We start from the raw sequence: 14,090 nt of genomic DNA on the forward strand, positions 1-14,090 counted from the left end.
GAATGAAGGGGAAAATACCTAAAATAAGAAATCAAGCGAATAAAGTAAAAAGAACGCCTCGTTATATGGAATTTCCCGTGACATACGAAGTATATCATGTGGAATCCGGCGATACATTATGGACGATTGCCAAATCCTTTAAAATTCCGGTACAACAACTTATGAATCTTAATAAGCTTTCTTCAGATAGAATTTATCCTGGACAAATTATAAAGATAAGAGAAAGATAATCTTTGAGGTTTCGGAAACGAATCAAATTGAAATGACAATCCTCATTTTTTTATTTGTGGGGAACTTGATATTTTTGGGGATGAAGGGGTTATGAGATGTTTCAAATGAGCTATTTCTATTCTGGATTAGGATGGGATTTTATTCAACACGTTGATCAAACGAACGGAGTATTAAATGTTGTGTCTCCTGATTTTTTCTATATCAGAAAAGATGGATCATTACTTCTCCGTTCAGCTAATCCCGATGTGATTAAAGCTCTTCATAGAAGAAAATTAAAAGTAGTTCCTTTTCTAAGCAATCATTGGGATCAGGATTTGGGACGATTTGCATTAATGAACCGAGTTCTTTTAGCTAAACAAATCTCTCATGCAATAGAAGAACTGGATTTGGACGGAGTTAATATCGATATAGAAAACCTTACAGAAAAAGATCGGAATCTATTTACAGATTTTGTTAGATTGGTAAGGGAAAGTATTCCTAGACATAAAGAAGTATCAGTTGCAGTGGCGGCAAATCCTTTTGGCTGGACGAAGGGCTGGCACGGATCATATGATTACGAGTATTTAGGCTAAATATGCAGATTATCTTATGGTTATGGCCTATGATGAAAGCCGCCTTGCTGGGCCTACCGCAAGTGTAGGATGGGTGGAAAAGTCCATTCAATATGTTCTGACCCAAAAAATCTCTCCTCAAAAACTAGTTTTAGGATTGCCATTCTATGGCCGCTGCTGGATGGAAGGCCAATCTGCCTCTCAAGCCATTCCCCTTTACCTTGTTGACTCATTAGTAAAAAGGCATAGCGGAACAATTATTTTTGACACCAAGAGTCAATCTCCAAAAGCTATTTTTACTGTCAATCACGATAACAAGGGGCCGTTGCCTTCGGGAACATATACATTATGGTTTGAAAATGAACAGTCACTCAGAGCAAAAATAAAACTCGCTCAAAAATATAATCTGAAAGGTCTTGGCAGCTGGAGTCTTGGACAAGAAGATGCGTCAGTCTGGAATACAGTGTTTAAAAATATATAATGATTTATAGTTCAGAACAAAATTCGAAGATAATTGCAATGAATCTCTAAATGGACATACTGAAAGGAGTTTATTACGAGTGTGGGTAAAACAGTGTGGGCATTCCATAGGCCCTTCTCCCGGAATGTTCTATACGAGGCATTACATTGGGCTTGAAATCCCCATTCAAACTTATATTATAGTACGCATTTCAAGTAATTACGGATGTGTTGAATTTATTCTGCTTCCATGATTTAAGTCATACACATGCTACCTTAATAGCAGGATTATTGCATTTCATTCAGAATTGTTCAGGATCGATATGGAAGCGCACGAATAACTAGAACTTTAAAAACATACACTCATATACTTCCTGAATGGATGCTGGTTTATCTAAAAAACATGATGAGAATTGATTGGCCGCTCTCATTAAAGGATGGGGAAATTCAAGGCGCCAAGGTACGCATGGTGAAACATGACTTGTTGATAATCGACCATATAGTTTCTCCTTAGAAATGAGGGGGTTTTTACATAAAAAAGACGAGCGAATCCGGGGGGGAATTCCACTCGCCGCTTTCTAATGAAAAGACGGGATGCTGGATGGCAGCTCGTCTGTTTTATTATAATTTAACGAACGTATGTTTGTAAAGATGTCTTTTCGAATGAATTGGTTCATATAACCGTTAAGAACAGATTCATTGTAAACATTCGCTAAGGTATGCTAAGATGCATGGACTATAAAGGAGTGATATGAAGTGAAGACATTGCGGTTAAACAATGTAACGTTAGAAATGGCTGCATATCAAGAGGAGAGCGAGCCGAAGCGAAAAATTGCATTTACCTTAAACGTTACGAGTGAGACTTACCATGATATCGCTGTCCTGTTGTATGAAAAAACGTTTAATGTCGAGGTTCCGGAACGCGGTCTTGCCTTCCGGGGGGAAATGACAAATTATTCAACATCATTGACCAACCTGTACGAACCAGGGGCCGTCAGCGAGTTCTATATAGAAATAACGGAAATAGACAAAAACGCCGATTCATGATCGGTGTTTTTTATGTAAAAAAGCTGCCGGCCGGCAGCTTTTGAGAAAGCGAATTTCATATGTAAGGTGTTAAATTGTCCGTCTTGCAGTTTTTTGAATAAATGTGGAAATAAGGAGGTTTTAATAGGAGTCTCTGATGATCTTATAATTTTTATGATTAACAACTGTCAATGAATCTAACTCAAGATCCCGATAGTTATCCATGATCGTCACATCAACGATAACAGAATTCTCATTTACTTTTTCAACAACACCGGTTAATCCGTTTTTAAATTCAATGACATTCCCAACCTTAGCGATTTTCACAAGCTTCCTCTCCTTTAAACATAATAATGCCTTTTGAAAGTATTTTGCAGTATTTTCATTGAGAAGTAAAGCGATAAGGAGTTTTATCTCCCTTATGAATTGTTCTGTCGCTATAAAGATGATATATTGATTTTCGTCAATAGAAAGAAAAGGGGGGAATTTTTGTTGCGTCCCGAAGAAATAACAGAAATGATTGAACAGCTGCGCACCGGCGCCATAAACGAACTGAGAGTCCAGAAAGAGCATTTTCTTGATTTCAGGGCCGTGTTATCTAAACAAGATGATTTTAAACATTTCCGAGGAATTGCCCAGCAAGGCGGAGATGTTATCTTTCAATACTTAGAACAGCCAAGAAGCTGAAGGTTTCTCATACGTGAGAAGCCTTTTTATCATATATGACAGAATACAAGCCTTTTATTACAGCTGTCTGTAACAGGTGTAAATAAAATGTAAAGTGTCAAAAATGGATAAACATGTTTTGATTTGACAATATTTATAGAATTTCAAACTGTTTTTTTGCCATTAAGCAGTGAGTCATCCTCTTTATTCCATCCTGATACCTCCTTGGGAGAGTTGGAAAATCTTTTTCCGTGAAAATGAATGGATCTCTTGTTAAGGTTATGAAGTGTTTTTTGGAGCACTTTAAGGAGGAAACTGTATGACAACGAAATTCACTGCTCTGGCTGTTTTTCTTCTTTGTTTCATGCCTGCAGCCAAAATTGAGCATACACAAGCTTCACTACTGAGCGCAAAGAAGACAAAACATGAAGAAGCGAAATGGCTTACACATATAGATCGAAATACGAATGAATCTTTCCCTTCACTGTCTGCTGATAAAGACAAGAAAATAAAACCGATTAAGCTATCAGCACACACTGAAAAGAAAGAGAAAGATAAACCGAACAAAACAAATGATGAGAAAGAAACATATACACAGTCTGAAAAAGAGTTGCTGTCCCGTCTCGTTCACGCAGAGGCCAAAGGAGAATCATATAAAGGCAAGGTCGCTGTAGCAAGCGTTGTACTGAACAGGACGGAGAAAAAAGGTTTTCCTGATACGATAAGAGGAGTTATTTATCAGAAAAACGCCTTTGAACCGGTCGCAAACGGGAGCATTAACCAAAAGCCTGATAAAGAATCGATTGAAGCTGCCGAAGAAGCGCTGTCCTCAAAAAATAGAGAAACAGATGCCATATTCTTTTATAATCCGAAAACAGCGTCAGATAATTGGATTCGTTCAAGAAAAATCGTAGAAAAAATCGGCAGACACGTTTTTGCCGTCTAAGCATAGAAGAGACAATTTGTCTCAGCTGTGCTTTTTTTCATATAAAGAGTAAAAATAAAATAATTTTTGAACTTGTCTCATATGATGTTGGTAGTACAAGAGACAAGGAGAGACATCATGAATCGATTTGTGAAAGGGATCATTCTTTTATCCATTGCCGCCTTTTTCGCTGAATGCCTTGAATTTGTCGTCAATATGATTTTGGCGCGGGAGCTTGGCGAGCATGGGATGGGGCTTTACATGAGTATTTTGCCCACGATCTTTTTAATTATTGTCATCGCGAGCCTGGAACTGCCGATATCCATTTCTAAATTCATTGCCGAGTCAAATCCTAAGCTTCATGAAAGCATGCTGAGGCACGCTTTCAGAATGACAGCCATTTTTACTGCTTTTTCTACTGTCGCCGCTAGTATTGCGCTTCCGTTTATTCCAGTATTTGATACATACCACCCGTTTATTAAAGGGATTGTCATCGGCTTAATTCCTGTTGTCGCCTTTACTTCAATCGCCAGGGGCTACTTTATGGGTGTGCAGAAAATGGGGAAGATCGCAATTGCCAATGTGCTGAAAAAAATCATCCAGCTCTTGTGCTTATTCCTCTTTTTTCAATGGTACTCATTTGAATTGGACATGGCTGTGCTGATTTCCTTGTTTGTTCTAGTCGTGAGTGATGTGGTCGTGCTTGTTTATTTATATTCACAATTTATCATGGCAAGGCGGGCGTTATCCGGCCAGCAGCACATTCATTTGCGCGGAAAGGATGTAAGGAAAAGACTGCTTGCTGTTTCAATTCCTACAACAGGACTGCGCATTTTTCATGCGGTTGTCAATGCAATTGAACCCTTTTTAGTAAAAGGAGCTCTTTTGGCTGCGGGCGTTGCCGGGACAGCGGCGATCGATCAATACGGAATGCTGGCAGGAGTGGCTGTGACGATAGGGTCGTTCCCTGCTTTTATTGCCCATTCGTTAATGGTCGTCATGATACCGAGTATTTCGGAAGCTTATGCACTTTCTCAGTATGACATCGTGTTAAAAAGGCTGAAACAGTCGATTTTCATTACATTAGGTTACGGTATACCTGCCGTCTGGGTCATGTTCCAGTTTGCGGGACCTCTCACGCATTTGTTTTTTCACTCTCCTGAAGCGCAGTATTACTTGCAGCTGTTGTGGCCTTACTTTCTCTTTCATCTGTTTGTCATGCCGCTGCAGGCGTGCTTAATCGGGATGGGTTTTGTGAAAGAGGCTTTTTATCACAATGTATGGAGCCATATCGTTGCGCTAAGTATGATGTATGTACTGGGATCAATGGAGAATCTGCAAATGCTCGGGATTATCCTTGGAATGAACACTGGCATGATTCTTTTGACGAGCCTGCACTATGCCACGATCTGCAAAGCATTGAAGGTATCCGTATTTCTTACGGGAGGGACCAGAACGCCGCGAATTGAAGGATGATAAAGGAACAGCAGGGGCAAGCTAATTGAAAAGCATGAAAGGAAGATTCCATGTTGACGAAGCGCTTGCTTACTATATACATTATGTTATTAGGGTTGATTGTATGGATTCCAGGTGCGGCACAAGCTGAGGAAAAACAGCCTGCTGTTCCCGCTGTTTTTCTTATGAAAACGATAGAAGGGGAGGACATCTCGATTCCGAATAAAGGGCAAAAAACAATTCTCCATTTTTGGACGTCATGGTGTCCGCCCTGCAAAAAGGAGCTTCCACAGTTTCAATCGTTTTATGATGCCCATCCATCCGACAGTGTAAAGCTGGTAACGGTGAATTTAGTGAATTCGGAACAAAATCAGCAAGTCGTTGAAGACTTTATTAAAGCAAACAAGCTGACGTTTCCAATTGTCCTTGACTCAAAAGGGGAATTGATGAAGGAGTATCATATCATCACGATCCCAACATCATTTTTGCTGAATGAAAAGGGAGAAATTGAAAAAACAAAAATTGGCCCGATGACAGCGGAACAACTGAAGGAATGGACGGAAGAATAGCTGAGAGTATAGACTCTCAGCTTTTTTCATATAGAGAAGAAGTGAATAAACATTAATGATAATTATTATCAAAAAGAAATTAAAATAATTATAATTGAAATTCTCTTCGTGCGTGCTATAATAAAGGAAGACATCAAGAAATAACTGACGATAAAGCTGCCTTTTGGGCAGCGATTTTGTTTTTATAAGAGAAATGAAGATGATTTACGTTCTCAATTAGAGAGGAGAATTCGATATGAATGAACAAGTTATCGTTCAACGCGACCCGCACGAGCCATTGAAAACAGACAAGAGGGAAAAAAACTGGGCACAGCACGCGGAGCTTATTGCAGCACTTGTATCAGGCGCTTTTATTTTGGCAGGCTGGCTCTTATCCGGATATCAGGTATTATCCATAATACTTTTCTTGCTGGCTTTTGTGATCGGCGGATTTGCTAAAGCAAAGGAAGGAATCGAAGAAACACTCGAATCCAAAACGCTGAATGTAGAACTTTTAATGATTTTCGCTGCCGTTGGTTCCGCCTTGATCGGATACTGGGCAGAGGGTGCTATTTTAATATTTATTTTTTCCTTAAGCGGAGCTTTAGAAACATACACGATGAATAAAAGCAGCAGAGATTTAACGTCTTTAATGCAGCTTGAGCCTGAAGAAGCGACATTGATGGTCAATGGTGAAACCAAAAGAGTTCCGGTTTCAGACTTGCAGGCCGGTGATATGATCGTGATCAAACCTGGAGAACGCGTAGCGGCAGACGGTATCATTGAATCGGGCTCGACAAGTCTTGACGAGTCGGCTTTAACAGGTGAATCAATGCCTGTAGAAAAAAACACAGGCGACACTGTATTCACAGGAACGGTGAATCGCAATGGCTCCTTGACTGTCCGTGTCACGAAAGCAAATGAAGATTCGTTATTCAGAAAAATTATCAAACTGGTTGAATCAGCGCAAAATAGTGTTTCACCCGCTCAGGCTTTTATCGAACGATTTGAAAATGCTTATGTGAAAGGTGTGCTAATTGCGGTGGCGCTCCTTTTATTCGTCCCGCACTTTGCGCTGGGCTGGAGCTGGAGTGAAACCTTCTACCGCGCAATGGTGTTTATGGTTGTCGCGTCACCTTGTGCGCTTGTCGCCTCTATTATGCCAGCGGCGCTGTCCCTGATTTCAAATGGCGCCCGCAACGGTATGCTTGTGAAAGGAAGCGTCTTTCTTGAACAGCTGGGCTCAGTGCAAATGATCGCCTTTGATAAAACCGGCACTGTAACAAAAGGCCAGCCTGCCGTAGAGACGATCAGAATAGCAGAAGGATTCAGTGAAGCGGAAGTTCTTGAGGCTGTCTATGCCATCGAAACGCAATCAAGCCATCCGCTCGCCCAAGCCATAACGGCGTACGCTGACAGCCGTGGCGTGAATCAGTCCGGCTACATATCTATAGAAGAAACCTCAGGGTTTGGCGTTATGGCAGAAGTGTCGGGTGCGAAATGGAAGGTCGGTAAAGCAGGTTTTATCGGCGAGGAAATGGCAGCACAATTTTTGAAACAAACAGCATCCGATGTCATTCAAAGCGGTCATACAATTGTATTTGTGAAAAAGGATGATCAAATAGCAGGCTGTATCGCACTGAAGGACCAAATCAGGCCTGAAGCAAAAGAGGTCATGGAAGAACTGAACCGACTTGGGATTAAAACGGCCATGCTGACAGGAGATCACGAAGACACGGCTCAAGCGATTGCCAAGGAAGCCGGCATGACAACTGTCGTAGCAGAATGCCTGCCTGACCAAAAAGTGAATGAAATCAAACGGTTAAAAGAAGAATTCGGAACGATTGCAATGGTGGGTGACGGAATCAATGATGCGCCGGCACTCAAAGCGGCGGATGTCGGCATTGCGATGGGCGGCGGAACAGATGTAGCACTTGAAACCGCTGATATGGTCCTCATGAAAAACGATTTGAAAAAGCTCGTAAACATGTGCCGCTTGTCTCGGAAAATGAACAGGATCATCAAACAAAATATCGTGTTTTCTCTAGCTGTAATCTGCCTGCTGATTTGTGCAAACTTTTTGCAGGCGATGGAATTGCCATTTGGCGTGATTGGTCATGAGGGCAGCACGATTTTAGTCATACTAAACGGTTTAAGACTCCTAAAATAAAGCCAGCAGCCTAATCAGGCTGCTGGCTTTTTATGTATCAAGCTTTCCCTTCATTTTTGTCTTTATCAGATCTTTTCATAACCAGGATGAGAGCGAGGATGCAGCAAAGGAAACCCGCTGCACAGCCTATGATAGAGCTGTAATAATAAAAGCCCACCATCTTCATCCCGATAAAAGGAGCGGAAATTCCCAAAACCGTTAAGAGCATAACTGCTTTTCGTCTGAAAAAATTCATCAGCAAACGGAACAACCCCCCTGCGATTGAACGTTACTGTCAGTATACAGGAAGAGGAGCAGGAAATAAAATGCATTAGAAAATGAAGGCGTCGTGAAAGGCAAACACCGGTAAAACCTGTTACAATGGAAGACAGAACAATGCATTGCAAATGGCAGGGAGGAACAAGAAGTGAATAGAATACAACGCGTCTCTTCATGGCTGAAGGAAGCGGGGCATACTGCCGCATTTATTCATACAAAAGAAAATGTTTTTTACTTAACCGGTTTTTACACAGAGCCGCATGAAAGATTAATGGGGTTATTTGTTTTTCAAGAAGAGGAGCCTTTCTTTGTTTGTCCAGGAATGGAAGCAGGACAGGCCCGCAACGCAGGCTGGAATCATGAAATCATTGCCTATGCGGATCACGAAAATCCGTGGGAGCTGATAGAGAAGGCCTTGAAAAAGCGAAATATCAGCATACATACGCTTGCGGTAGAAAAGGATTCAATCTCGCTATCACGTGCAGAACAGCTGAAGCATGCGACGGGCGGGGCTCAATTTGTTTCAGCAGAAGAAACACTCAATCAATTTCGCCTGATTAAAGATGACAATGAGATTCGTTTGCTGAAAGAGGCGGCAAAGCTTGCAGATTACGGTGTTGAAGTCGGCACAGCCGCTTTGCGTGAAGGCATCAGTGAAGTGGAAGTGCTCGCTCAAATTGAGTATGAGCTGAAGAAAAAAGGAATTCAGGGCATGTCTTTCTCTACAATGGTTTTATTTGGAGAAAAATCTGGCCAGCCTCATGGAAATCCTGGTACAGCCACGTTGAAGAAAGGTGATTTTGTATTATTTGATCTCGGTGTTATTCTTGACGGCTATTGCTCTGATATTACAAGAACGTTTGCTTACAAAACCATCAATCCGAAGCAGGAGGCCATTTACGAGACTGTACTTCAAGCGGAAAAAGCCGCGATTGAGGCAAGCAAACCCGGTGTGAGAATCGGAGATCTGGATTTAACTGCCCGCGGAATCATTGAAAAAGCGGGATACGGTGATTATTTTCCTCACCGGCTTGGGCATGGACTCGGAATTTCTGTCCATGAGTATCCATCAATGAGCCAGGCCAACGATACACTGCTGCAGGAAGGCATGGTCTACACGATCGAACCGGGGATTTATGTGCCTGAGATCGGCGGCGTGCGCATTGAGGATGACGTTCACGTAACAAAGGACGGAGCAGTTGCTCTGACCCAATATCCAAAGGAGTTAATCATACTGCCGTAATAGAAATAAAAAAGGACTTTGTTCTCGACATCGTCCTTTTTTATCTGCATTAAATAAAAAAATCATCAAATGTTCGAAAGGGTTTAATTTCATGTTTTTGGTTGAGAGGTTTTACAGCAAGACAGCTGCCACCGAGAACAGTGAGACATAACCCAATTAAAATGAAGAAACCCATGTGATCTTCTCCTTTCAGCTTAAAACACAAAAAGATATCTGGTACGTCCATATCTTATTGTATGAAACGCATTCCAGATCAAGGGGATTTAGAAAGAAGGGAATCTATGGCTAATATTAAAGACATTGCAGAAAAAGCCGGTGTCTCTGTTACAACGGTTTCCCGAGTCATAAACAATCATCCATACGTCAGTGAAGACAAACGAAAAAGAGTGTTTGAGGCAATGGAATCATTGGAGTACACGAGAAATATTCACGCTGTACATTTGTCGAAAGGATTTTCAAACATGATTGGTGTTGTCTTGCCGACGGTTAATCTGCCATATTTTGCAGAGCTGATTGCAGGAATAGCCGACGCAGCCGCGGAATCCGGGGTTCACCTCTCTTTATTCCAAACAAACTATGAGGTACAAAAAGAAATCTTTGCGCTGTCCCAATTAAAGCAGCGCCAGGTTGACGGCCTGATTTTTTGCTCAAAGGCGCTTGCTGATGAGAAACTCATGGAATGGGAGGGCCCGATTTTGCTTTGCCAGAATTCAGATAATGCCCGCTTCCCAACCATCAGCATTCCTCACCAAGAAGCATTTCGGAACGGCTTGGACTATTTAATTGCCAAAGGGCACAAAAAAATAGCCATCTGTTTGGCAAGAAAAAAAGGCATGAACAGCCATTTTCGAATCAAAGCCTATAAAGAGGCATTGGAAGAGATCGGTGAGGCATTTCGTGAAGGCTGGGTAGTTGAGAAAGCGATTACAATCAATGATGGGAAGGCGCTTTTTCATAAATGGAAAACGTGGAAGGAAAAGCCGACGGCTATTTTTGTTGCCAATGACCAAGTCTCAGCAGGGCTTTTTCTTGAAGCAAAGAACCAGCGGGTGTCAGTACCGGATGAGCTTGCAATCTTAAGCGTTGATAACCACGAAATCAGCCAAGCGCTTGGAATCACAACGATCGATATTCAGACAAGGGAAATGGGAAAGCAGGCATTTGCCATACTGGAAAAAAGAATTCAAGGGCAGCCGATTGAAAGGAAAGTTCTGGATTACCGTCTCATCGAAAGATCGACTGTTTAGTGAATGCATTGAAAAAAGGTTTGACGTGTCTTCCGTTCGTTATGTACGATATGAGGTATTGAATGACAAAGGAGCTGAGGATCGTGAATGGGTCCTTCACAGTGAAAAAGGTACTGAATAATAACGTATTAATTGCTTCTCATCATAAATACAGCGAAGTCGTTTTAATCGGAAAAGGTATTGGTTTCGGAAAAAAACAAGATGATGTCATTGAAGATAAAGGCTACGATAAAATGTTCATTTTAAAAGACGAGAAGGAACAAAAACAGTTTAAAAAGCTCCTTGACTATGTTGATGAAAACCTCGTTGATATTTCAAACGATGTCATCTATCACATAAGCAATAGGACTAATAACTCATTAAATGAACATATTCACATTGCGTTGACAGACCATATCGCATTTGCGATCAAAAGGCAGCAGCAGGGATTTGATATGAAAAATCCATTTCTAATGGAGACTCAGTCACTATATCCTGAGGAGTACCAAATTGCCAAAGAAGTCATAGATATGATCAATGAAAAAGCGGGAATCTGCCTTCCGGAAGGGGAGATTGGTTTTATCGCTCTGCATATCCATTCAGCGTTGACAAACCGTCCGCTGTCCGAGGTCAATCAGCACTCTCAGCTCATGGCGCAGCTTGTCGAGGTGATTGAAGACTCATTTCAAATGAAAGTAAATAAGGAAAGTGTCAACTATTTGCGGCTGATCCGACATATCAGATTTACAATAGAAAGAATTAAAAAAGAAGAACCGACTAAAGAACCAGAAAAATTAATGTTGTTATTGAAAAATGAATATCCGCTATGCTACAATACAGCTTGGAAATTGATTAAAATCTTGCAGCAAACATTGAAGAAACCAGTTCATGAGGCGGAAGCGGTTTATCTGACGCTTCATCTGTACCGATTAACCAATAAAATTTCATAAATTCAGTTTATCCTTATAACGTGTTACTGATTCGATCAGGCATGAGTGATTGAGGGAAAAAAACGGGAAGTTCATTCTCGTTCTTTTGCGCACCCAATTTTGCTCATGCCTTTTTGTTGTGTAAAAGGGCAAATGTAAACGGTTAAACTGGAAGACTTACGCCTGTGAATTCGTTGTCATGATTTTTAGCTGTAAGGTCAGACTAGTAAAAAGAGGAGGTCAATTCTTATGTTTAAAGCATTATTCGGCGTTCTTCAAAAAATTGGGCGTGCGCTTATGCTTCCAGTTGCGATCCTTCCGGCTGCGGGGATTTTGCTTGCGATCGGGAATGCGATGCAAAATAAGGACATGATTCAGGTCCTGCATTTCTTGAGCAATGACAATGTTCAGCTTGTAGCAGGTGTGATGGAAAGCGCTGGGCAGATTGTTTTCGATAACCTTCCGCTTCTTTTCGCAGTAGGTGTAGCCATCGGGCTTGCCAATGGTGATGGAGTTGCAGGGATTGCAGCAATTATCGGTTATCTTGTAATGAATGTATCCATGAGTGCGGTTCTTCTTGCAAACGGAACCATTCCTTCGGATTCAGTTGAAAGAGCCAAGTTCTTTACGGAAAACCATCCTGCATATGTAAACATGCTTGGTATACCTACCTTGGCGACAGGGGTGTTCGGCGGTATTATCGTCGGTGTGTTAGCTGCATTATTGTTTAACAGATTTTACACAATTGAACTGCCGCAATACCTTGGTTTCTTTGCGGGTAAACGTTTCGTTCCAATTGTTACGTCAATTTCTGCACTGATTCTGGGTCTTATTATGTTAGTGATCTGGCCTCCGATCCAGCATGGATTGAATGCCTTTTCAACAGGATTAGTGGAAGCGAATCCAACCCTTGCTGCATTTATCTTCGGGGTGATTGAACGTTCGCTTATCCCATTCGGATTGCACCACATTTTCTATTCGCCGTTCTGGTATGAATTCTTCAGCTATAAGAGTGCAGCAGGAGAAATCATCCGCGGGGATCAGCGTATCTTTATGGCGCAGATTAAAGACGGCGTACAGTTAACGGCAGGTACGTTTATGACAGGTAAATATCCATTTATGATGTTCGGTCTGCCTGCTGCGGCGCTTGCCATTTATCATGAAGCAAAACCGCAAAACAAAAAACTCGTTGCAGGTATTATGGGTTCAGCGGCCTTGACATCCTTCTTAACGGGGATCACAGAGCCATTGGAATTTTCTTTCTTATTCGTTGCTCCAGTCCTGTTTGCGATTCACTGTTTGTTTGCGGGACTTTCATTCATGGTCATGCAGCTGTTGAATGTTAAGATTGGTATGACATTCTCCGGTGGTTTAATTGACTACTTCCTATTCGGTATTTTACCGAACCGGACGGCATGGTGGCTTGTCATCCCTGTCGGCTTAGGGTTAGCGGTCATTTACTACTTCGGATTCCGATTTGCCATCCGCAAATTTAATCTGAAAACACCTGGACGCGAGGATGCTGCGGAAGAAACAGCAGCACCTGGGAAAACAGGTGAAGCAGGGGATCTTCCTTATGAGATTCTGCAGGCAATGGGTGACCAGGAAAACATCAAACACCTTGATGCTTGTATCACTCGTCTGCGTGTGACTGTAAACGATCAGAAAAAGGTTGATAAAGACCGTCTGAAACAGCTTGGCGCTTCCGGAGTGCTGGAAGTCGGCAACAACATTCAGGCTATTTTCGGACCGCGTTCTGACGGGTTAAAAACACAAATGCAAGACATTATTGCGGGACGCAAGCCTAGACCTGAACCGAAAACATCTGCTCAAGAGGAAGTAGGCCAGCAGGTTGAGGAAGTGATTGCAGAACCGCTGCAAAATGAAATCGGCGAGGAAGTTTTCGTTTCTCCGATTACCGGGGAAATTCACCCGATTACGGATGTTCCTGACCAAGTCTTCTCAGGGAAAATGATGGGTGACGGTTTTGCGATTCTCCCTTCTGAAGGAATTGTCGTATCACCGGTTCGCGGAAAAATTCTCAATGTGTTCCCGACGAAACATGCGATCGGCCTGCAATCCGACGGCGGAAGAGAAATTTTAATCCACTTTGGTATTGATACCGTCAGCCTGAAGGGCGAAGGATTTACGTCTTTCGTATCAGAAGGAGACCGTGTTGAGCCTGGACAAAAACTTCTTGAAGTTGATCTGGATGCAGTCAAACCGAATGTACCATCTCTCATGACACCGATTGTATTTACAAACCTTGCTGAAGGAGAAACAGTCAGCATTAAAGCAAGCGGTTCAGTCAACAGAGAACAAGAAGATATTGTGAAGATTGAAAAATAAGGGTGTTAGTACGCCGTGCTTGTCAGATGACAAGTACGGTTGTATGATATAATA

General features: G+C 41.9%; 13 protein-coding genes and 1 pseudogene. 12 read left to right on the forward strand and 2 right to left on the reverse strand.

All coding sequences use genetic code 11. The features are described from left to right. Nucleotides 1–2 precede the first annotated feature (2 nt). The 3 genes and pseudogenes from MKX71_RS07485 to MKX71_RS07495 all read left to right on the forward strand — a co-directional run bounded on the left by MKX71_RS07485 (nt 3) and on the right by MKX71_RS07495 (nt 2,288). Nucleotides 3–230, forward strand: coding sequence for a LysM peptidoglycan-binding domain-containing protein (locus tag MKX71_RS07485; RefSeq protein WP_017695061.1), 228 nt, complete (start codon nt 3–5; stop codon nt 228–230). Between the two features lie 96 nt (nt 231–326). Beyond that, nucleotides 327–1,161, forward strand: a pseudogene (locus tag MKX71_RS07490) (glycosyl hydrolase family 18 protein); the annotation flags it as partial. An 836-nt stretch (nt 1,162–1,997) separates the two neighbouring features. Then, nucleotides 1,998–2,288 (forward strand): YkvR family protein, encoded by a 291-nt coding sequence (locus MKX71_RS07495; protein WP_015252208.1) that lies wholly within the window; start codon nt 1,998–2,000, stop codon nt 2,286–2,288. Between the two features lie 120 nt (nt 2,289–2,408). On the opposite strand, the gene MKX71_RS07500 is transcribed toward MKX71_RS07495, so the two are convergent. Next, nucleotides 2,409–2,594 (reverse strand): YkvS family protein, encoded by a 186-nt coding sequence (locus MKX71_RS07500; RefSeq protein WP_003232446.1) that lies wholly within the window; start codon nt 2,592–2,594, stop codon nt 2,409–2,411. A gap of 165 nt (nt 2,595–2,759) precedes the next feature. On the opposite strand from MKX71_RS07500, the gene MKX71_RS07505 reads away from it, so the two are divergent. The 5 genes from MKX71_RS07505 to pfeT all read left to right on the forward strand — a co-directional run bounded on the left by MKX71_RS07505 (nt 2,760) and on the right by pfeT (nt 8,031). Next, complete coding sequence (locus tag MKX71_RS07505; protein WP_003218622.1) at nt 2,760–2,954, forward strand: hypothetical protein; 195 nt, start codon at nt 2,760–2,762, stop codon at nt 2,952–2,954. Between the two features lie 298 nt (nt 2,955–3,252). Beyond that, nucleotides 3,253–3,879 carry a cell wall hydrolase gene (locus tag MKX71_RS07510; protein ID WP_015252205.1) on the forward strand — a complete coding sequence of 209 codons (627 nt, stop codon included), beginning with the start codon at nt 3,253–3,255 and terminating at the stop codon, nt 3,877–3,879. 117 nt (nt 3,880–3,996) lie between these two features. After that, nucleotides 3,997–5,334: a sporulation protein YkvU gene (gene ykvU, locus MKX71_RS07515; RefSeq protein WP_014476640.1), complete on the forward strand. Its 1,338-nt coding sequence runs from the start codon at nt 3,997–3,999 to the stop codon at nt 5,332–5,334. Nucleotides 5,335–5,384: 50 nt separating this feature from the next. Then, entirely contained in the window at nt 5,385–5,882 is a 498-nt protein-coding gene (stoA, locus tag MKX71_RS07520; protein WP_029317723.1) for a sporulation thiol-disulfide oxidoreductase StoA, read from the forward strand. Between the two features lie 235 nt (nt 5,883–6,117). Then, nucleotides 6,118–8,031 (forward strand): metal-transporting ATPase PfeT, encoded by a 1,914-nt coding sequence (pfeT, locus tag MKX71_RS07525; protein WP_339231926.1) that lies wholly within the window; start codon nt 6,118–6,120, stop codon nt 8,029–8,031. Between the two features lie 37 nt (nt 8,032–8,068). On the opposite strand, the gene MKX71_RS07530 is transcribed toward pfeT, so the two are convergent. Continuing rightward, a complete protein-coding gene (locus tag MKX71_RS07530) occupies nt 8,069–8,272 on the reverse strand; it encodes a hypothetical protein (RefSeq protein WP_014476643.1) in 204 nt (67 codons plus the stop codon). 165 nt (nt 8,273–8,437) lie between these two features. Here MKX71_RS07530 and papB point away from each other — a divergent pair, with 165 nt between their 5' ends. From papB to ptsG, 4 genes are all read left to right on the forward strand, one after another. Continuing rightward, nucleotides 8,438–9,532, forward strand: a complete 1,095-nt coding sequence (papB, locus tag MKX71_RS07535) for a di/tri-peptidase (protein WP_042974913.1) — start codon at nt 8,438–8,440, stop codon at nt 9,530–9,532. Nucleotides 9,533–9,813: 281 nt separating this feature from the next. After that, nucleotides 9,814–10,779 carry a LacI family DNA-binding transcriptional regulator gene (locus MKX71_RS07540; RefSeq protein ID WP_033884224.1) on the forward strand — a complete coding sequence of 322 codons (966 nt, stop codon included), beginning with the start codon at nt 9,814–9,816 and terminating at the stop codon, nt 10,777–10,779. Between the two features lie 62 nt (nt 10,780–10,841). Then, nucleotides 10,842–11,708 carry a ptsGHI operon transcription antiterminator GlcT gene (gene glcT / locus MKX71_RS07545; protein ID WP_339231927.1) on the forward strand — a complete coding sequence of 289 codons (867 nt, stop codon included), beginning with the start codon at nt 10,842–10,844 and terminating at the stop codon, nt 11,706–11,708. Between the two features lie 228 nt (nt 11,709–11,936). Next, complete coding sequence (ptsG, locus tag MKX71_RS07550) at nt 11,937–14,036, forward strand: PTS glucose transporter subunit IIABC (RefSeq protein WP_003244661.1); 2,100 nt, start codon at nt 11,937–11,939, stop codon at nt 14,034–14,036. Nucleotides 14,037–14,090 lie beyond the last annotated feature (54 nt).

Origin of the sequence: Bacillus sp. FSL M8-0071 (genome assembly GCF_037975455.1) — a bacterium.
In the GTDB taxonomy this organism is placed as follows: domain Bacteria; phylum Bacillota; class Bacilli; order Bacillales; family Bacillaceae; genus Bacillus; species Bacillus subtilis.